Origin of the sequence: Campylobacter sp. 7477a, assembly GCF_014892335.1 — a bacterium.
Taxonomy (GTDB): Bacteria; Campylobacterota; Campylobacteria; order Campylobacterales; family Campylobacteraceae; genus Campylobacter_A; species Campylobacter_A californiensis.
Genome location: NZ_JADBJH010000002.1, coordinates 76,777 through 101,366, shown reverse-complemented (window position 1 = coordinate 101,366; position 24,590 = coordinate 76,777). Strand labels below are relative to the sequence as shown.

The following is a 24,590-nucleotide window of genomic DNA, read 5'->3' as shown; positions in this document are numbered from 1 at the left end:
GCAACGACCAATGTGCCTAAAAAGATCATTCTAAGCTGGGACAGCAACGTTGGAGAGGATTTTGCTCATTATAGAATTTATAGAACCTCAAGCAAAATTTTACCTTATACGCTAGTTGATAAAACCACGTCAAATTCATACGAGGATCTTATAAATTCCAACGGCGTTCAAAGATATTATAAAGTAACGGTTATGGACAAGGATCAGCTTGAAAGCCTAAAGCAAAAAGAGCCTACAGCCGGTCAAACGCTTAGTTCGCCAAGCACTCCTGCCTTTACTTCGATAAGTTTTGACGGCACAGCTATAAATTTAAGCTGGAATGTGGTTGATAGAGCTGTGTCATACACTCTTTATAGAGAGGGTGGCGGAGTTGAAAAAATCATAAGCGATATAGCTCAAACAAACTATAGCGACGCAGCGATACAAGTCGGCGTTACTTATAATTACAGGGTCATTAGCGTCGATGAATTCGGTCTTGGCTCGGACAAATCAGACAAAGTAGAGATAAACACAAAATAATGCCAAATTTCATAGCTAAAAATTTAGAAAATAAACCTTATCCATTCGGTAAAGACGATGTGGAATTTTTATGGGAAGCCTGCGGTAGAACAGAAAAGCTCATCTACACCAAAAGTGGCGATGAAGACTTTTTTATCATTACAAAAAAACAAGGTAGTGGCGAGAATTTCGTTATTAAAGGCGAAAAGCTTACCAAACCTTCACGTGTAGGACTTTTACAAAAAGCACTTTGTATTTATCGCGACGAAAACACGAGCGAAGTTTTAAGTGAAGCCTTTGCGGTAAAAAACAACCGTTTAACTCAAAAAACAAGCTTTATCGCAGATATTAAAGAATTTTTAGAAGAGTTTAACGAACTAAAAGAAAAATTTCCTAAAATTTTTATAGAGATAGGATTTGGCTCTGGAAGGCATCTTCTTTTTCAAGCGCAAAATAACCAAAACGCACTAGTTGTCGGCATAGAGGTTTATAAGCCGAGTATCGAACAAGTAGCAAAACTTGCAAAAGTTAAAAATTTAGACAACATACGACTTATAAACACTGACGCAAGGCTACTTTTATCACTTGTGGGCTCAAATTTGGTAGATAAAATTTTCCTTCATTTTCCTGTGCCTTGGGATAAGGCAGAGCATAGACGCGTGGTGTCAAAAAGCTTTGCCATAGAGTGCGAACGAGTGCTTAAAAGCGGCGGAAATTTCGAGCTCAGGACTGACTCTAGGGAGTATTGCGACTTTAGTATTATGCATTTTTTAAATTTTAAAGACTCAGAGCTAAGCATATATAAAAATAGAAATTTACAGATAAGTAGCAAATACGAAGATCGATGGAAGATGCAACAAAAAGACATCTATGATGTTATATATACCTGCAAGAATGATTCCGAACAAGAAAAATTAGATGATAGAATGGACTTTACAGGTGGCTATGACGTTAAAAATTTAACTAAAAATTTCAAGAATGAAACATTTAAATTTGATGACTTCTTCATACATTTTGAAGAAATTTATACTATAGACGACAATGAAATTTTACTCAAAGTAGCTTTTGGCGCATTTAATAAACCGGAACAATGCTTTGTTAAAGTAAATGAAAACGAGTGTGAGTATTTCATCAAAAAACCACTTTTAACAAGAGAGAATTTAAAAGCTCATAATGTCTTAAAGGAGTATTTGGCAAATGCAGCAAATTATCAGCGCTCGTAACCTAACCCTTGCTTACGAACGTAATGAAGTTGTTATAAATAGCGCAAATTTGGATATTTTTGCAAATGACTTTGTCTTTATAACAGGCAAAAGTGGAAGTGGTAAATCAACCCTACTAAAGTCATTTTATGGGGAGATAACGCCGAGTGCGGGTGACTTAAATATCTGCATGACCTCACTTGTGGATATCGATACTAAAAAATTAAGCGAACTTAGACAACGCATAGGTATTATCTTCCAAAACTATCGGTTAATAAACGAGTGGAGCGTGGAGCGCAATGTCATGCTTCCGCTTATCATAAAAGGCATAGCCCAAAGTGTATGCAAAAAGCAAGTCGCAAAGCTTTTAAAACATGTTAATATGCTACATAAAGCCGATAAATACCCAATGGAGCTAAGTGGTGGAGAGCAGCAAAGGGTTGCCATGGCAAGGGCGTTAGCGCACAATCCAAATTTGCTTCTTTGCGATGAGCCAACAGGAAATTTAGACGAATACTCAAGCGATGTTATATGGTCGCTACTTAAGTCTGCAAGGGAATTTTTAGGCACAACTATAGTTGTTGTAACTCACCACATACCGCCTACTTTTCGCATACCGTATAGGCATTTTTCTATAGAAAACGGGGGCGTTCATGAGATCGCTTAAAAACCACCTAGGCTTTCTTTTACCTCTTATCTCCCTGCTTTTTGCGGTAGAATTTAGCATAACTTCAGACAAGATCGTAAAAAACTATGAAGCTTTAATGGGCAGAGACTACAACATTGTAATAGTCTCTCTTAAAGAGCTAACCGATACCGACATAAAACCGGTCATAAAGAGCTTTTTATCGCTTGAGCCGCTAAGCGCACAAAAGATAATAGACAGGCTATCAGATGATATTTCAGCTAAAAATTTATCTATCCTACAAAATGCTTTACCGAAATTTTACTCGTTAAAACTTAGCGAATTTCCAACTCCAAAAACCATGAACGAGATAAAAGATAAAATTCAAAAAATGGAAAGCATAAGCAAAGTAGAAACTTTTTCAAGTACACACGACAAAGTCTATAAAATTTTAAATTTAACAAAAATGCTATCAAATATGTTCATGTGGATACTTGCCTTTGTAGGCTCTATGCTTATGTTTAAACAAGCTAGAATTTGGCTTTACGAACACAAAGAACGCATAGAGATCATGACGCTTTTTGGTGCACCGTTTTGGCTTAAAAGTGCTATGCTTTACAGGATCGCCGTAATAGACAGTATACTTTCTTCGATTTTAGTTAGTGTATTTTTTTACTTTTTGCCAGACATTGAGTTTTTTAACTCAATCGCAAAAGAGATAGATGTGGCATTGCCAAGACTAAATTTCGAGCAAGAACCAGCCATGCTTTTTGGCGTGGCAATAGCGCTTAGTATATTTACCGTAAGCCTTGTTATGAGAAGAGTTAAAAAAGATAATATATGAGAAAATTTCTTTCTTTGCTACTTATTTGTGCACTTTTTAGCTTAAATTTAGAGGCTTCACAAACAAAAGAAAAGATAAAAAGCTCAAAAACATCTCTAAGATCGAGCGAAGAAATGTCAAAGCAGCTTAACAAAAAACTAGAAGACCTTGCAAGCGATATCGTAAGCGGCAACAAAAAACTTAGACAAATCACAAACGATATAGCAAATTTAAAAGAGCAAATTTCAGCCCTTGAAGCAAACGCCACAAGTGCAAATAGCGAACTTGAAAAGCTAACCAAGCAAAACAAAGAGCTGATACAAACACAAAAAGAGCTTGAGCAAAATATCATTAGAATTATCGCCGAAGATCTTTCTTTTGAATTATTTTTATCACAAGATGAAAAGAGCCAAAGCACAGACTCCATAATGGTTTCTCAAATTTTAACAAAGCTAAATAGTATAGTTAAAGAGGATTATAAAAAATTAACAAAAACATACGAAGAGACCGTTAATCACATCAAAAACCAATCAAACAAAATAGAAAAAATTCAAACAAGTATAAAAAACTATAAGCAAAAACAAAATGAACTTCTAGCACTTGAAGAAAACCAAAAAAGCACGATCAGTAGCCTAAAACGCGATAAAGAAATTTATACAAAAAAGCTTGCCAAACTACAAATTCAACAAGACGAACTTAGAAAAACACTAGAACAACTATCCATCATGCAAAAAAGAGAGGACGCAAAAGCAGCCGAACTTGAACGCCAAAGACAAGCCCAAACCTCTAAAAGACAAGGCGGCACAAAGGATAGCAACCTAGATGTTAAACAAATGGGCTCAAGCTACCAAACAAGCGCGGTTAAAAAATACACCGGTACCAAAACTATAGCTCCGCTTGACGGATTTAGCGTAAAGCAAAAATTTGGCAACTACGTGGATCCGATCTACAATATTAAAATTTTCAACGAGTCCGTAGTCCTTCGCTCAAATACGCCAAACGCAAAGGTTAAAAGCGTGTTAAACGGCAAAGTGGTATTTGCCAAAGAAACACAACTGCTTGACCGAGTAGTTATTATCGAAAACGAAAATGGTATACACACGATATATGCGCACCTTAGCCAAATAGCACCTACTATAAAAGTCGGCACAAGGGTTCAAAAAGGCTATGTTATCGGACGCGTTATAGACGACTTAACATTTGAAGTAACGCAGAAAAACTACCACATCGATCCGCTTGAATTAATCAGCTTAAAATAAATTTACTCGGATATTAGCTAAATTTAAACCCTTTTTAGTTAAAATTCGTGAATTTTAAGGAGCATAATAATGAGTAAAAAGAAGCGTGTATTGGTAAAATTTTCAGGCGAGGCATTAGCCGGAGAAAACGGCTTTGGCATTGATAGCAGTATACTAAAATTTATTGCAGGCGAGATAAAAGAGCTCGTAGAAAACAACATTGAAGTCGGCATAGTGATCGGCGGAGGAAATATCATACGCGGAGTAAGCGCAGCAAAAGACGGTATTATCAGACGAACAAGCGGTGATCATATGGGTATGCTTGCAACCGTCATAAACTCTATCGCTATGCGTGAAGCACTTGAAAGAGGCGGGCTTGACGTTCGCGTTCAAAGCGCCATCAAAATGGAAGCGATCTGCGAAACATTTATCGTAGGAAGAGCCCAACGCCATCTTGAAAAAGGCAGAGTTGTTATCTTTGCCGCAGGAACAGGAAATCCTTTCTTTACAACCGATACTGCAGCTACGCTTCGTGCTATCGAGATAGGATCTGATGTTATCATAAAAGCAACAAAGGTAGATGGAGTTTATGACAAAGATCCTAATAAATTTAGCGATGCAAGACTACTTAAAGCCCTAACTTATGAGCAAGCTATGAGCGATGATATAAAAGTTATGGATGATACGGCAATAGCCTTGGCAAAAGATAATTCACTGCCGATTTTAGTATGCAATATGTTTAAAGAAGGCAATCTTTTAAAGATCATAAACGAAGACGAAAACGCACTATATTCGATTGTCAAATAAATAAATTCAAAGGATAAAAATGAGAACAGAACAAGTAACCGCAAGAGCGCTAAAGCAAACCGGAGATGACCGCTATAAACTATCACTTATCGTAGCTAAACGCGCCGAAGCACTGGCAAACGGTGCACCTGCGCTTGTTGATACGGATGTGAGCAAGATGAAATTTGCCGACATAGCACTGCTTGAAGTTGCAGAAGGAAAAATCGGTTTAGAGGCTATTGTTGAAGAATAGTATATTCATAGAAGAGCTCATAGACGAGATAGTAGCGTGCAAAAACGTCTCTGACGCTACGGCTTTGTTGTTTTCGCTATACGAACGAAGTGAACTGATAGAAAAAGGCGTAGAGCGTTGCATTATCTCACATGTTGGACAATACAGAAAAAGTGGTGAGCCTTACGCCATCCACCCAATACTTGTTGCTTGCATAGTAGCATATATGGGCGGAGATGAAAGCATGATAGCAGCCGCTCTTTTGCATGATGTAGTAGAAGACACAAGTGCTACGCTTGAGGATGTAAGAAGTGAATTTAGCGATGAAGTAGCAAAGCTAGTAGAGGGGCTTACAAAAATAGTTGCGATCAGAGAGGACAAGCTTGTAAGCTCGGACAGCAACGAAAAACTTGCAAATTCAGCTCTTACTTTTAGAAGAATGCTTCTTATATCGATAGAGGATGTTCGCGTTTTAGTCGTTAAACTTTGCGATAGAACGCACAACATGCTAACCCTTGAGGCACTTGCCCCTGAAAAGCAAAGAAGGATAGCCGAAGAGACGCTAATGGTTTATGCGCCTATCGCTCACAGACTTGGAATTTCTTCTATCAAAAATATACTTGAGGATCTTAGCTTTAAATACATACTTCCTCAAGAATTTCAAAAAATTCATGACTATCTTGACGAACACAAGCAACAACTTGCGCTTAAACTAAATTCTTTTCATGAAAAAGTAAGTCAATTTCTACTTCAAAACGGTTTTAGCGAAGGTTCGTTTGAGATACAAAAACGTATCAAACATTACTACTCGATATATCTAAAAATGCAAAGAAAAGGCATTTCGATAGAAGAGGTTCTTGACCTACTTGCCATTCGTATCATAGTCAAGGAGCCACTTGATTGCTATCTTGCACTTGGAAATTTACATATAAATTTCAATCCGCTCATCTCGCGTTTTAAAGACTATATAGCACTTCCAAAGCAAAACGGCTACCAAACTATACACACAACGATATTTGACGCAAAAAGTATTTTTGAAGTTCAAATAAGAACTTACGACATGCATAATACCGCCGAATACGGTGTAGCAGCCCACTGGAAATACAAAAACGGTGGCACTATGCTAAATCCAAAGCTTGACTGGCTAAATGATATAGGCATGCAAAATGAAGCCGAAAACAACCCCGAAGAGCTTTACGAATACGCAAAAGACAGCCTTTATATCGAAGATATCGCGGTATATTCGCCAAAAGGGACGGTATTTACGCTTCCTAGAGGCGCTACGGCTCTTGACTATGCTTATGAAGTGCACACAGAGGTTGGACTTTACGCAAAAGAGGCCTTTATAAACCGCATAAAAGTTCCGCTTCTAACCGAACTTAAAAACGGAGATATCGTTCGTATTGTAACAGGAGACGAAGCCAAATACCGCTGCTCATGGATAAGTAGCGTAAAAACAGGCAAAGCAAGAGCAACGATACGTTCGTTTTGTAAACAAAAGATAAAAGATATAAATAACAAAATAGCGATCGATATACTAAAATCAGCCTTTGACGTGCCAAAAGAAAAAATTTTAGATTGGCTAGAGCAAGAAAAATCAACCAAAAAGATATTTAAAGCCGCAACCGACTCGATCTATCTACAAGAAGTAGCAAATGCACTTAAAAAATATGTCAAAAAAGAAAAACCGTTTTTATTAAGTCTTGGCGACAAATACCAAATCAAAAAGCAAAAATTTGAAAATATCGTGATATATTCAAACCACAAAATTTCAAATGTAGAATTTGACTACTGCTGTAATCCAAAACGCGGCGATAATATCATCGGCTTTAAATCCGGTCACAATGTCATCGTTCATCACAAGCTTTGCGAACGAGCCGCTAAGATGCTAGAAAAAGATGAAGAAGTTATCTTTGTAAAGTGGACCAGAAATGCTCCACATAGGTATAAAATTTTGCTTAATCTTGAAAACCGCAAAGGAGCTTTGGCTGAATTTTTAACATATCTTGCACGACTTGACGTAAATTTGGCTACAATCACATTAAACGAATCAAAAGACGTGACAGGCGAAGTGTTTGTTCTAAGCATAGAAATAGCAGAAAACATAGATGCCAATATGATAAGAGATAAGCTTAAAGAGCGTTTTAAGATCATTGATTTTATCTCGACAAACGACCCGTATCATAATTAAATTTAAGTAAGGAGAACGAGTGATTGATTTAAATAAAATAATGCAAGAGATCAAAAAAGGCGTTGCCGAAATGATCGATGAAGAAAGAGTGCTTAATCTTATAAAAAATTTCTACGAAAATGGCGAGAATTTCTACGTAAAAGCAGGATTTGACCCAACAGCACCCGACTTGCACTTAGGGCACTCGGTTGTTTTAAACAAAATGGCACTACTTCAACAACACGGAGCCATTATACAATTTCTAATAGGTGATTTTACTGGACAGATTGGTGATCCTACCGGCAAATCTGCAACTCGCAAGAAGCTTGACCGAGAAACGGTTTTAAAAAATGCCAAAACATACGAAGAGCAAGTTTTTAAAATTTTAGACCCAAGCAAAACCAAGATAATGTTTAACTCTACTTGGTGTAACGAACTTGGAGCGGCAGGTGTTATCGAACTAACTAGCACATTTCCTGTAGCTCGTATGATAGAGCGCGATGACTTTGAAAAAAGACTAAAAGCAGGAACCCCGATAAGCATTAGCGAATTTATGTATCCGCTACTTCAAGGATACGACAGTGTTGCTATGAAATGCGACATCGAAATGGGAGGAACGGATCAGAAATTTAACCTTTTAATGGGACGAACTTTGCAACGTGTTTATAATATCGGTAAAGAGCAAGCAGTTATCATGATGCCTCTTCTTGAAGGTCTTGACGGTGTTAATAAAATGAGTAAAAGCTTAGGCAACTACATCGGTGTAACCGATAATGCAAATGATATGTTCGCTAAGACGCTAAGCATATCAGACGAGCTTATGTGGCGCTGGTATGAGCTTTTAAGTCAAAAAAGCGTTGATGAGATCGCAGCTCTTAAAGAGGCTGTCAAAAACGGCTCTTACCATCCTAAAAAAGCAAAAGAGGACTTGGCTTTTGAGATAACAGCTCGCTATCATGATGAAGAAGCAGCCCAAAAAGCACGTGATGAGTTTAATAACGTTCATGCCTCAGGCGAACTTCCAAGCGATATAAAAGAATTTAGTATGAATGAACCGGTTTGGATAGTAGAGGCATTAACACACTGTGGACTTACTCCTACAAATTCTCAAGCAAGGCGCGATATAGCGGTAAATGCTGTAAGTATCGATCAAAATAAAATAAAAGACGAACAGCTTAAACTAAACAAAGGCGAATACGTCTTACAAGTTGGCAAGAAAAAATTTGCCAGATTAAAGGTTATATGATGGATTTAAAACCGGTTAAAATAGGCCAATACGAGCTTAAAATTCCTATCATTCAAGGTGGCATGGGTCTTGGTATAAGCTGGGACAAACTTGCTTCTGCCGTTAGCATGGAGGGCGGACTTGGAGTCATTAGCTCCGTTGGAACAGGTCACTATGAAAATCGTAGCCACATAAGTAAAGAACTAAATTTAAAACCTCTTGGAAGTGAAAATTTCTACTCTGCAGCAGGATTAAAAGCCATAATAGACAACGCTCGCAAAGTATGCGGCGATATACCACTTGGCGTAAATATCATGTATGCGGCAAACGACTACGCAAGAGTAGTAAAAGACGCATGTGAAGCGGGTTTTAACATAATCATATCTGGCGCAGGACTACCTACAAATTTACCTGAATTTACACAAGAATTTAAGCATCTTGCGCTCGTTCCTATCGTAAGTTCAGCCAAAGCACTCAAAATCATCTGCAAACGTTGGACACAAAGATACAACCGCCTGCCAGATGCCGTTGTTCTTGAGGGACCTTTAAGCGGAGGACATCAAGGCTTTACGTATGAGCAATGCACAGACCCTGAGTATCAACTTGAAAAGCTAATCCCGCAGGTAAAAGAAGAGATAAAGCAATGGGGCGACTTTCCGCTCTTTGCGGCAGGAGGAATTTGGGATAAAAACGATATCGAAAAAGCCATCTCTCTTGGTGCAGACGGTGTTCAAATGGGAACTCGTTTTATCGGAACTCACGAGTGCGATGCCAGTGATAACTTTAAGCAAATGTTGCTTGATGCAAAACAAGAGGATATAGAGCTTATAAAAAGCCCTGTCGGCTACCCTGCAAGAGGTATTAAGACAAATTTATTTTCACTAATCGAGAAAAAAATAGCACCCAAAATTCAGTGCATAAGCAACTGCGTAGCGCCTTGTGGACACGGCAAAGAAGCAAAAATGGTAGGATACTGTATCGCCGATAGACTTTATGATGCTTATGCCGGAGTTAAAGAAACAGGTCTGTTTTTTACAGGCGCAAACGGATATAGACTAAACGAGATAATAAGCGTGAAAGAGCTGATCAAAAAGCTAACACAAGGCGAAAATGCATAAATTTTTAGCCCTGTTTTTGTTTTTAGCAATAGCGCTTTTTGGTGCTAATGAGAGCCAAGTGTTTGCAAATTTCGACAAGAGCTTTGCAAATGCTACGGCTACACAAAAAGCAACAATGCATGAAAATATTAAGCGAATTTATGTCCAAGCCATCATAAAAAACGATATAAATTTAAAAAAAGAGAGCTTAGAGCGACTCATAACTAGCGCAAAAGCACTAAAATTAGACTCTAAGTCATACATAGCCGACCTAAACAAATTAAAGGGTGTAAAAACAACAACCAAAACCACAAAAAGAGAAACTCCGCAGCAACAATCCACAAAACCTCTTTACATGTTAAGTGCAAGCAAGATGGATGATACATTGGTTTTAAAATTTAACCAATCACTTGATGGTATAAAACTTAAAAATTTCTCATTAAACCAAAAAGGAGCATATAGAAATGTCATCGACATAGAGGCGATTTTAAACGGAAAGAGTTTAAATTATAAAAATTTCATAGTCGATAGTATCCGCATAGCGCAATTTGATAAAAAAACAGTTCGCATAGTATTTAGCGACTCTTCACAAAAAACAATAAAAGCGGACGTAAAAGACAATACTCTAATCATCACTACGGATAATTTCATATCAAAAGAAAACATAAAAATCGCAAAAACAAGCACTAAAATACAAACTCAAACACAGAGTAAAGCTATACCGCAAACACCGGTGGCAAAGAAAAATAAAATAATAGTCATCGATCCCGGTCATGGCGGAACAGACCCTGGAGCGGTAAACGGCAGTTTAAAAGAAAAAGTTGCCGTCTTAGCGGTCTCACAAAAACTTGGCGAATACCTTCAAAAAAGTGGCTATACGGTATATTTTACAAGAAATAACGACAAATTTATCAACCTAAGGACAAGAACCAAATTTGCAAATGACAAAAATGCAGATCTATTTTTATCCATACATGCAAATGCCGCACCAAACGCACAAAAAGCAAAAACAATGCACGGCATAGAGACATTTTTTCTCTCTCCCGCAAGATCTGAACGAAGCAAAAATGCTGCCGCTCTTGAAAACAAATCAGATATCGAAGAGATGAATTATTTCTCCCAGCAAACATTTTTAAATTTCTTAAACCGCGAAAAAATCATCGCTTCAAACAAACTAGGCATAGACATGCAACGTGAAATTTTATCGCAGGCAAGACGTGTTTATAAAGCTACGGACGGCGGAGTAAGAGAAGCTCCGTTTTGGGTGCTCGTAGGAGCATTAATGCCTGCTGTGCTAATAGAAATCGGTTATATCACACACCCAACAGAAGGCAAGATGTTATATGATAGCGCATATCAAAACGCACTTGCAAAAGGTATAGCAAACGGCGTTGAAAGCTATTTTGCTAAAAACAGATGAATACGGCAATTATAAATTTCAAAGACAAGATCGCCTGTAACGAAGAATTTAACGATATTTACTTTAATACTAGCGATCCTCTATGCGAAAGTAAATACGTTTTTGCAAGTGCTGTAGATGAAATTTTTGAAGATCAAGATAGTTTCATCGTGGCAGAGCTTGGCTTTGGGGCAGGCTTAAATTTCTTAACGCTTTGCAATAAATTTAAAAATACAGACAAAAAGCTTCACTTTGTTAGTATTGAAATGACCCCCATTTCACCAAACGATCTACAAGAAATTTATAAAAAGCTTAACGCCTTTAAGCTTTTGAGTAAAAAACTAATTAGTCTATATCCTCCTATCATTAGTGGTATACACAGGATAGAATTTAGCCCAAATATCACTCTTGATCTGTGCTTTGGCGAAGCAAAAGAAATTTTACCGGAACTTGACTTTGAGGCTGATGTTTGGTTTATGGATGGCTTTGCTCCAAGTAAAAATAGTTCAATGTGGGACGAAGAAATTTTTAAAGAGGTCGCTCGTTTAAGTAAGATAGAGGCAGTTATAAGGACATATTCGTGTGCAAAAATCGTACGCGAAAATTTTATAAAATCAGGCTTTGAACTAACTTTACTAAAAGGATACGGCAAAAAACGACAGATGAGTCGTGCGGTATTAAAGCATAAAACACAAAGCAGCGTAAATCCATGGTTTCAAAGAGCAAAAACTACAAATTTAAGTAAAAATTCACACGTCATTATTGTAGGCGCGGGCATAGCAGGTCTTGCAACCGCTTATGAACTAAGTAAAAACGGCATACGGGTAACCTTAATGGAAAAAGAAAATTCAGTTGCCACAAACGGTTCCGGTAATATCTCCGGAGCGCTAATGCCGTTAATCACAAAGCCTGAAGTAAATTTAGGTCGAATGCATCTTAACGCATTTTTACAAGCGGTAAGATTTTATAAAAACACTCTAAGCAAACAAGAGATAAATTTTACAGGCTGTATCGAATACGCCTATGACGAACTTTTAAAAAGACGTTATGAGAGCAGGTTTAGCGATGACTCAAAAGGTATTTTTGACTATGACGAAAGCGCAAAGCCATATCCTGCACTGCTCATAAAAGACGGAGCGCATGTTTGCCCCATAAAAGCCTGTAAAAAACTAGCCAAAGAGTTTGAAGTCTTACTCTCGCACAAATACCTAAGCCATAAACACCTAAAAAACGGCAAAATAAGCATAAAATTTAAACACGATAAAAAGACAAAAAGCATAAAAGCCGACTTTTTGATCTTTGCGGCAGGAAGCGAAAGCACGGAAATTTTTGGCGACAAAGATATCACTATAAGTTCAGTTAGAGGACAGGTTACACATATAGAAAAAATTTTAAATAACACCATGCCTCTAAGTGCACTTGGCTATATCTGTCCTGCTAAAAACAACATACAAATAATCGGCGCAACATATGCCAGAGGTGATATTGACCCCAATCCAAGAGCAGATGATGACAACGAAAATTTAAACAAACTAAGCGATTTTATAGATATTAAAAATACCAGGATTATCTCGCAAAAAGTAGGATTTCGAAGCTATAGCGCGGATCGTTTCCCAATTATCGGCGCGCTACATGACGAAGAGTATTATAAAAGCGTTTACAAGGATTTGTTTTGGACAAAGCATAAAGCAAATAACGCCCTACCCAAATACGAACAAAATGTTTTTGTAAATTTTGCCCACGGTTCAAGAGGTCTAGGCACTGCGATACTTGGCGCAAAACTTATAGGAGATCTTGTTTTAAATCGCCCTCTTTGCATAGAAAAAAGTCTATTTAACGACCTTCATCCGGCTAGATTTTTAGTGAGAAAACTAAAACGAGCTAAAATTTAGCTCGCCGTTAAAGTCTGGTTTTCATCCTATCAAATTCGTCTTTTATGACTTGTTCGTTTGGCTCGGCAGTCATTTTATTTATCGCATCTCCCCAGATACTTACAACCACAATAGCAATACTTGAAGCTATGATACCCGGTAAAATTTCATAAACATAAGAATTTAACCCGGAGCTTATCCAAAACAACACCGTTGCACCGCCTGCTATCATCCCAACCAACGCACCAAGCGCGCTCATACGCTTCCAATACAAGCTAAAAAGTAGCACAGGACCAAAACTAGCTCCAAACCCAGCCCATGCGTTACCAACGACATTTAAAACGCTCTCTTTTGAGCCAAAAGCTAAAATAGTAGCCACCAAAGCAACCGCCACAACAGCGTATCTACCGATAGCAACCTGCGTCGAAGTTGAAATTTCTTTTTTATAAAAAGCTAGGATAAAGTCCTTTGTCACAGAACTTGAGCTAACCAAAAGTTGGCTTGAAATAGTGCTCATGATAGCGGCTAAAACAGCCGAGATTATAATTCCTAGCAAAAACGGCGAAAACAACTCTTCGCCAAGCTTTAAAAAGACCGTTTCAGGGTCTCCAAGCCCTCCTTTTGTAGAAAAATAAACAAATCCTATAAGTCCGCTCATCATAGCTCCGGCAAGACCTATCGTCATCCAGCCTATGCCGATACGACGAGCCTGGGCAAGCTCTTGCGAATTTCTTATCGCCATAAATCTAACAATGATATGCGGTTGTCCAAAGTAGCCAAAACCCCACGCCATAAGACCCAAAATTCCCCAAAAAGTTTGGTTGGCAAAAGGGTCTAAATGGGCAGTGCTAAGCTTTGAAATTTCCGCCCATAAATTTGTATTTTCCGGTAAATTTAGATTAAAAAAGGCAGTTAACGGGATAGCGACAAGCACAAAAAACATAAGTGTTCCTTGAAAAGCGTCTGTTATGCAAACAGCGCGAAAACCACCAAAAAAAGTATAAAACACAACTATTGCCAAGGTAAATATCGCTCCATAATTAAACGGCAAACCAAAAAAGGCCTCGAAGCTCTTTCCGCCTGCGATTATCCCGCTACTTACATAAAGCGTAAAAAACACAAGGATGATAAGCCCTGATACTATACGTAAAATTTTGGTTCTATCCTTAAAGCGATTTTCTAAAAAATCAGGTATCGTGATACTATCACTTGCAACCTCTGTATAAACACGAAGACGCTTTGCTAAAAGCAAGTAATTCAGATAAGCTCCTATGATAAGTCCAATTACCATCCAGATATTTGCGATACCAACGGCGTAAAGTGCTCCAGGCACGCCAAGAAGCATCCAGCCACTCATATCGCTAGCTCCCGCACTAAGCGCTGTAACTATGGGTCCTAAGCGACGATTATCAAGTAGATACTCTCCCATATTTGCGTTTTTATTATACGAATACCTTCCGACAAAAAGTAAAAATCCAAAATAAAGCGCAATCGCGACATAAGCCCCAATGCCCATGATAGTCCTTTTTAACAAAATATAAAGTTTTTATTTTATTAAAAGTTTTTTTAAAAGCTAATCAAACCCGCTTCAATTGTTGCAAATTTGATAAATTTAAGCAAAAAAATATCAATTTTTTCGTATTATTATAAGCTTATGAATTTGATAAAGGGCAAGTATTGTTTAACGAAAAATTTTTAAAAATTCTCTTTTTTGTTCTTATAGTAACCATAGGCGCTTACTACACATATCCGACAGAAATGAACGAGATACAACAAACGGCATACTTAAAGAGTTATGGCGTAACGCTTGGTCTTGCATTTGGTGGCATACTAATCGGCATTGCGCTTGGGTTTTTCCTAGCGTTTTTAAAATTTTTAAATGTAAAAGTATTAAATTTTATCATCGACGAGTATATTGATATACTTCGCGGAACTCCGATTATTATCCAGCTTCTTATATTTTCAGTAGTTATATTTGCAACTTGGAGTGATAACTTTTATGTAGCCATCATTGCACTAGGACTAAATAGCTCGGCTTATGTAGCAGAGATCGTGCGAAGCGGTATAAACAGCGTAGATCGCGGTCAAATGGAGGCCGCGCGAGCAATGGGACTAAACTACTATGTTTCCATGCGCGAGATAGTTATGCCGCAAGCTACTAAAAATATCCTACCCGCTCTTGCTAATGAATTTATATCTTTATTTAAGGAAACTTCGGTCGTAGGTTATATAAGCGTGGTTGACATAACTATGCAAAGCAAGAGCTTGCAGGCTGTATTTTACAACCCAAAACCGATACTTTTTACAGGACTTGTTTATTATGTTAGTATTAAATTTTTCGCGCTTTTGGTTAGACTACTTGAAAAAAGGCTAAATCGCCATGATTGAGATTAGAAATTTAAACAAAAACTACGGTGATTTGCAAGTTTTAAAAGACATCAACGTTGACATTAAAGAGGGCGAGATAATCGCCATAATAGGTCCAAGCGGTGGAGGTAAAAGCACATTTTTGCGTTGCATAAACCGCCTTGAAGAGCCGTCAAGCGGACATATAAAGATAAAAGGCGAAGATATAACTGACAAAAACACGGATATAAATAAAATTCGTCAAAAAGTAAGCATGGTTTTTCAGCACTTTAATCTTTTTGCAAACAAAAACGTCCTCGAAAATTTAATCCTAGCTCCGATAAAAGCGGAAATTTTAAACAAAGAAGAGGCCATCAAAAAGGCTGACGAACTACTAAAAAGTGTCGGACTAAGCGACAAAAGAGAAGCTTTCCCACACAAACTGTCAGGCGGTCAAAAACAACGCATTGCTATAGCAAGAAGTTTGGCCATGAGTCCTGATGTTATTTTGTTTGACGAGCCGACATCAGCCCTTGACCCAGAGATGATAGGTGAAGTGCTTGATATAATGAAAGACGTTGCAAACAAAGGACTTACGATGCTTGTTGTTACACATGAGATGGGCTTCGCTAAAAACGTAGCAAATAGAATTTTCTTCATGGACGGCGGAAGGATAACGGTTGATGATACGCCTAAAAATGTATTTGAAAATCCACAAAATCCACGCTTAAGAGAATTCTTGGGTAAAGTTTTAAATCACTAAATTTTAAAGGAGATAGATATGAGAAAATTTTTAGCACTTGTTGCTGTTGGGCTTTTGGGTGTATTAAACGCACAAACGTTAAAAGTTGGCATGAGTATGGATTACCCGCCGTTTGAATTTATAAACGATCAAGCTAAACCTAGTGGATTTGACGTAGAGTTAATAGAAGCAATATCTAAAAAAATAGGCGTTGAAGTAACTTTACACAACATCAGCTTTGACGGACTTATCCCTGCATTAAAAGCAGGCAAGATAAATGCCGTAATGTCGGCCATGAGCGCAACTGACGACAGAAGAAAATCGGTTGATTTTACAGACTCTTACTATGCTACAGAGAATTTATTTATCCGCAAAAAAGGCTCTGACATAAACGAAAACAACATAAAAGGTAAAAAAATAGGCGTTCAACTAGGCACTGTTCAAGAGGCTGCAGCAAACATGATAGAGGGTGCTAAAGTGGTTCCTTCTGATAATATCCTAGGCGCTATTATGGGATTAAAAGTAGGCAAAGTAGATATCGTTTTAGTTGATAGTTCTATCGGATATGGTTATTTAAAACAAAATAGCGACTTAGAAGAATTTTTAAAGCTACCTGACGGAAGCGAAGGCTTTTCGATAGCATTTGATAAAGGTAAACAAACAGAAATCATAGGCAAGATAAACAAAGCTCTAGAGGAGCTAAAAGCAGACGGCACTTCTGACGCCATAGCTAAAAAATACGATCTACAATAAGTCTTTAAATTTTAAGGAGAAGTGTGAAAAACATACTTATTATCGCCGGTTCTGATAGTGTAGGAGGAGCTGGCGCTCAAGCCGACATAAAAACTTGCGAAGCCTTTGGTTGTTATAGCGCAACAGCAATGACGGTTTTTGTTTGCGAAAACACTCAGGTTACTTACGATATTTCAGGTATTAGCGCGAATTTTGTTGATTCACAAATTAGAGGCATAACCGAAGAGCTAGAGATAGATGCGATAAAAGTCGGTATGCTTTTTAACAAAGACGTCATACAAGTTGTTAAAAACTGGCTACCTAAATTTAACGTCCCTATCGTAATCGACCCTGTTTGCATCAGTAAATCAAACGTAAAGCTAATCGAAGATGAAGCCATATCTGCACTCAAGGAGTTGCTAAGCTTTGCAACAATTGCTACTCCAAACAGATATGAGGCAAGAGAGCTATTTAACAACGACTTTACAAACATTCCTTGTGATGTTATCGTTAAAAAGCAAGTTGTGGACGACAAAAGCGTTGATACACTATATAGAAAAGATGGCTCAAGCCAAAATTTCGCCACTCCTTTGGCCGATCCGCTAATCATGCACGGAGCCGGTTGCACATTTTCAACCGCCATCGCTTGCTCTTTAGCACAAGGCTTAAGCTTGGAGGAGTCTATCGCGAAAGCTAAAAACTATGTCTATCAAGCCATACAAAATGGACTTACAACAAAACTTGGTAAAAATCTTCTAAACCATAAAATAAAAATATGAGTGAAATTTACGCTTTAAGCGACGATGTTTTAACGCCCGATGAAACTATCGTCGCACAAGTGGATGAAATTTTACGATTTGGCGTTAAATACTTTCAATTTCGCTCCAAAAAAGCTGTTAAAAATCAAGCAGTAGCGCGTGAAATTTTATCACTTTGCCAAAAATATAACGCCAAATTTATCGTAAACGATGACATATATTTTGCAAAAAGTATAGGAGCAAATGCCGTTCATTTAGGTAAAGATGACACTGATATAAATAAAGCTCGTGAAATTTTAGGCAAGGACACATTTATCGGGGTTAGCTGCTACAACGATGTAAATTTGGCCATAAAAGCCCAAGAAGACGGAGCTAGCTATGTGGCGTTTGGCTCTGTATTTTCCAGCCAAACCAAACCAAACGCACCGAGAGTTAGCCTAGAAACATTAAAAAAAGCAAAAGAAATTTTAAACATTCCAATTTGTGCGATAGGAGGGATAAATGCTAGTAATATAGATCAAATTTACGACCTAGACATCGACCTAATCGCTGTTGTAACCGCCATATATCGGCCAAATTCTATCACTAAAAATTTAAAAGCCCTATCCCATAATCGCATATAAAGAGCGCTCTTCCGCCCACATATCGCGATACTTTTTGATACTCTCTTTAATGGCATTAATCAAATAATCAACATCCTCAAATGTATGTGTATAGTGTAAACTTACCCTGACCCAGCCCGGCTTTTGCGAAGTGGCAACATCGTCTTTCATACCAAGTAGCTCATGACCATAAGGTCCGGCGCATGCACACCCTGCCCTAGTTTGTATGCCATAGTCGTTGCTTAAAAGCGCAGCAAAATCATACGGCGAAATATCTTTAATATTAAACGAAAATATTGGTAGTTTTTTAAGATCTTTCGGGCGATAATTTATCAAGTCTGGAATTTGAGCTATGCCTTGCTCAAAATACTCTCCAAGCTCGTTTTCATTTTCACAGATATTATCAAACCCTATCTCGCCTCTTAATTCATACGCAAATCTAGCTCTAACAAGCTGAGTAATGGGAGGTGTTCCACCTTGCTCTAGCTGTTCTGTATCTTTAACAAACATATGCGATCTTCTACTAACGTAACTTACGGTGCCTCCGCCGGCAAAAGTCGGCTCCTCATCGGTTGCTAGCTCTTTTTTGATAGCAAGTAGTCCACAGCTTCCAACTCCTCCAAGGAGTTTATGCGGAGAGAGAAAAAGAGCATCAAAGTAGTTGCAATCAACATTTGCATATGCACTAAAACTCGCTGCATCTAACGCCAAAATACCACCATAACGCCTTACAAGCTCATATACTTTCTTATAATCACTAATAACGCCAGTTACGTTTGAGGCTACGCTAAAGCTAGCTATGATCTCTCTTTTTGAGTTTAGTTGTAAAATTTGCTCTAAATTCGTAAAGTCTATGCCGCCCTCTTTGCTAAGCCCCACTCTTACAACATCACACATAGCCTCTCTAAAACTTACTTCATTTGAGTGGTGTTCATAAGGTCCGATGATAACAAGCGGGGAGTTTGACGTAGGTTTTATGTGGTATCTTTTTCTGGTTTTTGGAGGTATATAAAGCCCTGTTAGCTCTTGAAATTTTTTAATAGCTGCCGTAGAGCCGTATCCGCAAGGAAGCAGATAAAAGCTATCATCAAGCCCTAGCAATTGTTTAAGTTTTTTTCTTGATTCTTCATATAAATTTTGAGTCGCAACCGCGCTTGAAGAACTATCCGAGTGTGTATTTGCATAGCTTTTAAGCATCTGTCTTATGCGGTCTTCTATACTTTCATAAGCTAGTCCTGAAGCCGTATAGTCAAAATAATAAATTCCATCTTGTAAGATAATATTTCTTCTAATATGCTCTAAATTTATCAAAAAACAACCCTTTTATTTTAAGTGAAGATTATAGCCGTTTTTGCTAAATTTTATGTTACAATAAAGTCGCAAGGAGCCAAAAATCAAATCTTTAAACTCAACATATATCAGAATGAAACACCTTGAGATCGATGAACTTATTAAATTTCATCTTGTGTTTGATGATTTTGAGCTTAAAGGATCGTATTACGATGTTTTTGAAGCGATAGAGAGTGAAATTTTAAAAAACTACAAAAATTTCATGGCTAGATTTTACTTTCAAAGCGATAGAGAGCAAGCCATAAAATCAGCTCTTATAAAACTAGCAAGAAGCGATAGAAAAAAATTTAATATCCTTAAAATTCTACCTAAAAATTTAGCCAACAAAGTCTATGCCGAGCTTTTTAAAAAGGACTTTTTATTTGTAGAAAAAAGCAGAGAAGAGCCTGTAAAACGCATAAAACACCAGAGTTTAAAAAAGAGCGAACGCAGATATAAGATAGAAGATAAAATGCACTTTAGCAGCCATTTCTCAAGATTTTGGTTTAGGTTTATAGAGCCAAATTTAGAACTTTTAAAAAACGGGGACGAAAAAAAGCTTTTAGAGATCATCAAAAGCGAATTTGACCAATACGCAAGCCTTGGCTTTGAGCTTCTTTGCGGCGAGTTGATGGCTAAAATTTTAGGCATAAAAGATCATATAGACAGCTTTTGGAAAAAACGAATAGAGATAGATATTTTTTTGCAATTTAACGATAAGCTTGTAGTTGGTGAAGCAAAATACAAAGAGAGAAAAATTTGCAAAAACATATTAAATTTACTACTTTATAAGTGTAAAAAACTTGACATAAACCCGGACATTATAATGCTGTTTTCAAGAAACGGCTTTAGTAAAGAGCTAAGAGAGCTAAAAGATGAGCGGGTTAGACTTTATGAGATTAAAGATTTTGAAAGGTTGCTTAATGACTAACCAAAACATCCAAGACGGCTTAAAAAGCCTAATCGAACAAACATATCTTATCGAACAAGAGTATAAAAATTTACACTATTCTTATGAAAATCTACAAAAGATCATAAAAGACGTGGTGGACGTCATGCCTACCGCACTTTGGGTGCTAAATAGCGACGGAACGCTTTTTTTGCAAAATTCACAAGCCATAAAAGACTCCGAACTTTTTCAAAATATAAATTTAAACACTCCTGGCGAGATAGAATTTAAAGGTTGTGTTTATCTCATTAAAATCGCAAACAAAGATGATAAAAAAATCGTCTCCGCAGTAGATATAACAAATGAAAAGCGCAATGAAAGACTAGCTTCTATGGGACAAGTGGCGGCTCATTTAGCCCACGAGATAAGAAACCCAATCGGCTCTGTCTCGCTTTTAACAAGCACGCTTTTACGAAAAGCCGATGATAGGATCAAACCTATGGTTGGTGAGATACAAAAGGCGATCTGGCGAGTAGAACGTATCATAAAAGCAACTTTGCTCTTTACAAAAGGTGTTCAGATAAATCCTGATGTATTTAATTTTCTAGAGCTCAAAGAGGAGTGTGAAGAGGCGATAAAATCCTACACATACTCAAAGGATATTAAATTTGATCTCAGGTTTAAAAGCGCCTTTTATAACGCCGATAAAGACTTGCTTGGCATGGTTTTTCAAAATTTAATATTTAATGCGATAGACGCGATAGAAGAGAGTGAGGATGAGAGTGGCGAAGTCGCACTAAGCTATGAAAAGACCCCACAAGAGCATAAATTTTATATCAGAGATAGCGGAGTGAAAATCAATGATAAAAAGATGGTTTTTGAGCCATTTAAGACAAGCAAGCTAAAAGGCAACGGACTTGGTTTGTCCCTTTGCCTGCAAATTATTCTAGCTCACAAGGGCAGCATAGAAGTAACCTTGTCGCCAAAAACTTTTTGTATAAGCTTGCCGATATATAAAAAATAGCAAAAACTACTAAATTTGATGTAAAATTTAGTAGTTTATATGCGCTTTTGTATCCACACACAAAAAATGATAGTATCTTGCATTTAAAATGATAGTAATTAGGTTATTTGTATCGTTTTACTATCATTTTAAACACCAATTATTAAGCTTTTAAAAGTCTTTTAATTCTTAAAAACAACAATTTACTTACCTAATAGGTCTAAAATCCCTCATAAGCCCCATAAATTTACCAATTATATAACATTTATAAAAAGTCAAGATCGCCAATATCGTTTTGTAAGACGGAGGCGATAGGCTGATCCGCTCCGCTTGTTTTTACATTTAGCTTATTTTCAGTGGCTATTTTTGAAGCTATGCCAAACAAGCTAGTATTTTGCCAACTTCTACGCTTGGCTATCTTTCCTGGATTTGCAAAATTTACGGCAGTAGCTCTTACTTCTGTTGTGTTGGCTTTGTAATCACGCGTGGCGGTTTGGACTGAGAATTTACCGCAGTGAAATAGATTGTCGCTATACCCAAGCCAAAGATCTAGCTGATCCCCAAATATGGGTTTAGCATATATGCCATTAACAACTAGGCTTATCTCATCGCTTTCATGTCCTTCTTTATCTTCGTAATTTAAACTTATTAAATTTGATTTGATTTTGGCGGTTATGTCGTTACCTTTGGCTAGGAGTTTAAAATTTGGCACTCTTACCATAGCGTCTTTTCCTTTTTAACTACATTTTCTTTTATATCAGGTAAAAAGACTTTATCTCCAGCCTTTAAAATAGCGTTTAAATGACTATTAAAAGCTAAAATTTCAGCAAAGTTTTCCAGTGTGCTGTAATGTTTATAAACGATAGCATCTAAGCGCTCGCCGTCTTTTGCTATGTAGATTTTACTCATCATAATCCCTTTTAAGCTCCAAACTAAACCCTTGTGTAAAAAATAGTCCATTATCAGTAAAGACTGCTTGGCTCTCGCTTATCTTTGTTATCACAAATTTGCCTAGATATTTGCCATATCCAGTTACTAGCACATAGCTAAGTCCCGCACTAGCTAAATCGTAAAGTGGTTTTAATGCACTTTGTTTATCGCCATTATTTGGCAAAGTGTGTGCATCTATCTTTATACTCTCGCTTCCTAAATTTGTGCGAAATAGTGCTGGGTGATTAGATATTCTCTCGTTTGCACTGATGCTGTTAAAATCCTTGCAGAACTTTTTAGAGGACAACCCAGCCCTTTTATACTCATCCCACTCTTTTAGTATTTTTAGCTTCTCATTTACGCTCTCTTGCTCACTTTGGCTTAGGTTAAAGTATGATATTCTCTCACTTTCGCTTGTTTTTGTGCTGTTTTTACCTACTATCTCACTAAATTTTATTTGGCTATACTCACCATCTTTTAGCATACACACACCCACATCACTATCTAGTTTTCCGCTCTTTATGCATGAAGTTATTTGAGCCACTTCTACCTCAAAGAGTAGCTTCACGCCGCCACGACTTCGCACCTTAGCATCAGTTATACGGATAAATGGGTATTTTTGGGAATTTCTACGAGTTGCTTCTTTTAAGGCACTAAGACTAACATTGAAAATAACAGAAGCAACCGCAGTTTCAGCATATAACATCAGCTAGCCTTTTCATTGTCATCGCTCTTAAATACGTCAGGCATATTTTCTATTATCCCTTCACTCAAAAGTGCTTCAAATACCTTCTTTGAGCTTCCTTTTGCTGTGTTGTATTTTCCGACTGTTTCGCCATTGATTACAGCATATGTAGTTCTTTGTTCTAAATTGTGCTTTTTAGCCCATTGTCTAATGCTTATACAATTATCGTCAAAGTATTTTCTTATCACTTTTGCTCCTTTCGTATAAATTCAGCAAACATTTGCAGAATTTATATTTTTAAGATATAATTCAGCAAACATTTGCAGAATTATATAGTATTTTAACCTTATTGTCAAGGTATAAAAACTATATTTTGAATAAAACGAGGTATAAAAACTATGGATGATAAAGTAATTTTTGAGAATATGAAAAAGTTTTTTAATGTATCAAGTCTTGAAGATGTAGCCGAAAAAATGGGCTATAGTAGAAATACTGCGAGCACTTGGCGTTCAAAAGGACTAACATCATCAGTAAAATTAAAATTTACAAGCCTAAGTGTTGATAAGGTAAAAAAACCACAAAATATCAAGGTAAATCTAAGGTATTTTGATGATGTTGCTGCAAGTGCAGGATATGGAGCTATAAATTCTAGTGAAAATTTTAGTCTTATTCCAGTTAGTGGTGAATTTTTAGAAAAAGTTCTAAAAGTACCTGTAAAAAACTATGATGTTATAAGGGTTTTTGGTGACAGCATGGAGCCATTTGCCCAAAACGGAGATATGGTTATTATTGATTTAGATGCGGATATAAAAAATGGAGATATAATCATAGCTAATATCGGCGGTGATGTGTATATGAAAAAATTTCTTAGAAATCCAATACAAAAAGAGATTAAACTAACATCGCTTAATAGTTTTTATCAAGATATAGTATTGACAGAAGATGAGATTGTAGAGCTAAAAATCATTGGCAAGGTTAGATGCAAATTTTCCCTTGATATGAAAGTCTATTAATGAAAGCTTAAAACGTGTCTTAATTAAAAAATGTATTTTTAAGTTTAGTGGCATATTGTTTATTGTTTTATGATTGTGTCTTAATATAAGTGCTTGAAAAAACGCTATTTAAAAGCATTAAGCCACATTAAGTTTTATTAAGACACATTTTTTGCTAAATTTTGTGTCTTAATCGCCTATAAAAATAAACCATATTTTTATAGTAAAGTATCAAAGCTTAAAATTTTCCTTGATTTTTTCCAGCCTTTAAAGGGCTTTTAAATGTCGTTTATTTGGGTTTTTAAGGTGTTTAAAGCAGAGCCATTTTTCCACTACGTTTGGGACAAAACAGCCATTTTGGGACTATAGGGATTTTTTGGCACAAAAATTTCCGCATTTAAAATGCTTACAACTAT

At 37.0% G+C, this 24,590-nt stretch carries 26 protein-coding genes; 20 read left to right on the top strand and 6 right to left on the bottom strand.

Features of this window, described 5'->3' with window-relative positions:
* The first annotated feature begins 12 nt into the window (after nt 1–12).
* From CCAL5182_RS01225 to mnmC, 12 genes are all read left to right on the top strand, one after another.
* Nucleotides 13–519, top strand: coding sequence for a fibronectin type III domain-containing protein (locus tag CCAL5182_RS01225; protein WP_336610050.1), 507 nt, complete (start codon nt 13–15; stop codon nt 517–519).
* Nucleotides 519–1,721 (top strand): tRNA (guanosine(46)-N7)-methyltransferase TrmB, encoded by a 1,203-nt coding sequence (gene trmB, locus CCAL5182_RS01220; RefSeq protein WP_336610049.1) that lies wholly within the window; start codon nt 519–521, stop codon nt 1,719–1,721. The genes CCAL5182_RS01225 and trmB overlap by 1 nt, the downstream gene beginning before the upstream one ends.
* On the top strand, nt 1,696–2,367 hold the full coding sequence (locus tag CCAL5182_RS01215) for a cell division ATP-binding protein FtsE (protein ID WP_169936315.1): 672 nt from the start codon (nt 1,696–1,698) through the stop codon (nt 2,365–2,367). The genes trmB and CCAL5182_RS01215 overlap by 26 nt, the downstream gene beginning before the upstream one ends.
* Entirely contained in the window at nt 2,354–3,169 is an 816-nt protein-coding gene (locus CCAL5182_RS01210) for a cell division protein FtsX (RefSeq protein ID WP_336610048.1), read from the top strand. The genes CCAL5182_RS01215 and CCAL5182_RS01210 overlap by 14 nt, the downstream gene beginning before the upstream one ends.
* Entirely contained in the window at nt 3,166–4,407 is a 1,242-nt protein-coding gene (locus CCAL5182_RS01205) for a murein hydrolase activator EnvC family protein (RefSeq protein ID WP_169936311.1), read from the top strand. Before CCAL5182_RS01210 ends, CCAL5182_RS01205 begins: the two co-directional genes overlap by 4 nt.
* 69 nt (nt 4,408–4,476) lie before the next feature.
* Nucleotides 4,477–5,193, top strand: coding sequence for a UMP kinase (pyrH, locus tag CCAL5182_RS01200; protein WP_169936309.1), 717 nt, complete (start codon nt 4,477–4,479; stop codon nt 5,191–5,193).
* A 19-nt stretch (nt 5,194–5,212) separates the two neighbouring features.
* Nucleotides 5,213–5,425: a DNA-directed RNA polymerase subunit omega gene (locus CCAL5182_RS01195; protein WP_169936307.1), complete on the top strand. Its 213-nt coding sequence runs from the start codon at nt 5,213–5,215 to the stop codon at nt 5,423–5,425.
* Complete coding sequence (locus CCAL5182_RS01190) at nt 5,412–7,595, top strand: RelA/SpoT family protein (protein ID WP_336610047.1); 2,184 nt, start codon at nt 5,412–5,414, stop codon at nt 7,593–7,595. Before CCAL5182_RS01195 ends, CCAL5182_RS01190 begins: the two co-directional genes overlap by 14 nt.
* Before the next feature lie 22 nt (nt 7,596–7,617).
* Entirely contained in the window at nt 7,618–8,820 is a 1,203-nt protein-coding gene (gene tyrS, locus CCAL5182_RS01185; protein ID WP_336610076.1) for a tyrosine--tRNA ligase, read from the top strand.
* Nucleotides 8,820–9,917 carry a nitronate monooxygenase gene (locus CCAL5182_RS01180; RefSeq protein WP_169936304.1) on the top strand — a complete coding sequence of 366 codons (1,098 nt, stop codon included), beginning with the start codon at nt 8,820–8,822 and terminating at the stop codon, nt 9,915–9,917. The genes tyrS and CCAL5182_RS01180 overlap by 1 nt, the downstream gene beginning before the upstream one ends.
* Nucleotides 9,910–11,316, top strand: coding sequence for an N-acetylmuramoyl-L-alanine amidase (locus tag CCAL5182_RS01175; protein WP_336610046.1), 1,407 nt, complete (start codon nt 9,910–9,912; stop codon nt 11,314–11,316). The genes CCAL5182_RS01180 and CCAL5182_RS01175 overlap by 8 nt, the downstream gene beginning before the upstream one ends.
* The gene (gene mnmC, locus CCAL5182_RS01170) at nt 11,313–13,187 is read left to right on the top strand and encodes a bifunctional tRNA (5-methylaminomethyl-2-thiouridine)(34)-methyltransferase MnmD/FAD-dependent 5-carboxymethylaminomethyl-2-thiouridine(34) oxidoreductase MnmC (protein ID WP_336610045.1); all 1,875 of its coding nucleotides are present in this window, start codon (nt 11,313–11,315) and stop codon (nt 13,185–13,187) included. Before CCAL5182_RS01175 ends, mnmC begins: the two co-directional genes overlap by 4 nt.
* Before the next feature lie 7 nt (nt 13,188–13,194).
* On the opposite strand, the gene putP is transcribed toward mnmC, so the two are convergent.
* A complete protein-coding gene (putP, locus tag CCAL5182_RS01165; protein ID WP_336610044.1) occupies nt 13,195–14,682 on the bottom strand; it encodes a sodium/proline symporter PutP in 1,488 nt (495 codons plus the stop codon).
* A gap of 161 nt (nt 14,683–14,843) precedes the next feature.
* On the opposite strand from putP, the gene CCAL5182_RS01160 reads away from it, so the two are divergent.
* From CCAL5182_RS01160 to thiE, 5 genes are read left to right on the top strand one after another with little or no spacing between them, the layout of a single operon-like run.
* A complete protein-coding gene (locus CCAL5182_RS01160) occupies nt 14,844–15,554 on the top strand; it encodes an amino acid ABC transporter permease (protein WP_169936296.1) in 711 nt (236 codons plus the stop codon).
* Nucleotides 15,547–16,275, top strand: coding sequence for an amino acid ABC transporter ATP-binding protein (locus tag CCAL5182_RS01155; protein WP_169936294.1), 729 nt, complete (start codon nt 15,547–15,549; stop codon nt 16,273–16,275). The genes CCAL5182_RS01160 and CCAL5182_RS01155 overlap by 8 nt, the downstream gene beginning before the upstream one ends.
* 18 nt (nt 16,276–16,293) lie before the next feature.
* Nucleotides 16,294–17,007 (top strand): transporter substrate-binding domain-containing protein, encoded by a 714-nt coding sequence (locus tag CCAL5182_RS01150; protein ID WP_336610043.1) that lies wholly within the window; start codon nt 16,294–16,296, stop codon nt 17,005–17,007.
* A gap of 23 nt (nt 17,008–17,030) precedes the next feature.
* Entirely contained in the window at nt 17,031–17,765 is a 735-nt protein-coding gene (thiD, locus tag CCAL5182_RS01145; protein ID WP_169972053.1) for a bifunctional hydroxymethylpyrimidine kinase/phosphomethylpyrimidine kinase, read from the top strand.
* Nucleotides 17,762–18,367 (top strand): thiamine phosphate synthase, encoded by a 606-nt coding sequence (gene thiE, locus CCAL5182_RS01140; protein ID WP_169936288.1) that lies wholly within the window; start codon nt 17,762–17,764, stop codon nt 18,365–18,367. The genes thiD and thiE overlap by 4 nt, the downstream gene beginning before the upstream one ends.
* On the opposite strand, the gene CCAL5182_RS01135 is transcribed toward thiE, so the two are convergent.
* On the bottom strand, nt 18,347–19,657 hold the full coding sequence (locus CCAL5182_RS01135; RefSeq protein ID WP_169972054.1) for an aminotransferase class V-fold PLP-dependent enzyme: 1,311 nt from the start codon (nt 19,655–19,657) through the stop codon (nt 18,347–18,349). The genes thiE and CCAL5182_RS01135 overlap by 21 nt on opposite strands.
* 112 nt (nt 19,658–19,769) lie before the next feature.
* Here CCAL5182_RS01135 and CCAL5182_RS01130 point away from each other — a divergent pair, with 112 nt between their 5' ends.
* Both CCAL5182_RS01130 and CCAL5182_RS01125 read left to right on the top strand, forming a co-directional pair.
* Nucleotides 19,770–20,606 (top strand): DUF234 domain-containing protein, encoded by an 837-nt coding sequence (locus tag CCAL5182_RS01130; protein WP_169936284.1) that lies wholly within the window; start codon nt 19,770–19,772, stop codon nt 20,604–20,606.
* Nucleotides 20,599–21,588: a sensor histidine kinase gene (locus tag CCAL5182_RS01125; RefSeq protein ID WP_283240773.1), complete on the top strand. Its 990-nt coding sequence runs from the start codon at nt 20,599–20,601 to the stop codon at nt 21,586–21,588. The genes CCAL5182_RS01130 and CCAL5182_RS01125 overlap by 8 nt, the downstream gene beginning before the upstream one ends.
* A 244-nt stretch (nt 21,589–21,832) precedes the next feature.
* Here the strand turns inward: CCAL5182_RS01125 and CCAL5182_RS01120 are convergent, their stop codons facing one another.
* Genes CCAL5182_RS01120 through CCAL5182_RS01105 form a run of 4 tightly spaced genes read right to left on the bottom strand, consistent with a single transcriptional unit; the run spans nt 21,833 to nt 23,430 of the window.
* Complete coding sequence (locus tag CCAL5182_RS01120; RefSeq protein WP_336610042.1) at nt 21,833–22,288, bottom strand: phage late control D family protein; 456 nt, start codon at nt 22,286–22,288, stop codon at nt 21,833–21,835.
* A complete protein-coding gene (locus tag CCAL5182_RS01115; protein ID WP_336610041.1) occupies nt 22,282–22,476 on the bottom strand; it encodes a tail protein X in 195 nt (64 codons plus the stop codon). Before CCAL5182_RS01115 ends, CCAL5182_RS01120 begins: the two co-directional genes overlap by 7 nt.
* Nucleotides 22,469–23,203 (bottom strand): phage tail protein, encoded by a 735-nt coding sequence (locus CCAL5182_RS01110; protein ID WP_336610040.1) that lies wholly within the window; start codon nt 23,201–23,203, stop codon nt 22,469–22,471. Before CCAL5182_RS01110 ends, CCAL5182_RS01115 begins: the two co-directional genes overlap by 8 nt.
* Entirely contained in the window at nt 23,203–23,430 is a 228-nt protein-coding gene (locus CCAL5182_RS01105) for a hypothetical protein (RefSeq protein ID WP_169937045.1), read from the bottom strand. The genes CCAL5182_RS01110 and CCAL5182_RS01105 overlap by 1 nt, the downstream gene beginning before the upstream one ends.
* Before the next feature lie 150 nt (nt 23,431–23,580).
* On the opposite strand from CCAL5182_RS01105, the gene CCAL5182_RS01100 reads away from it, so the two are divergent.
* Nucleotides 23,581–24,195, top strand: coding sequence for a S24 family peptidase (locus tag CCAL5182_RS01100; protein ID WP_169937047.1), 615 nt, complete (start codon nt 23,581–23,583; stop codon nt 24,193–24,195).
* Nucleotides 24,196–24,590 lie beyond the last annotated feature (395 nt).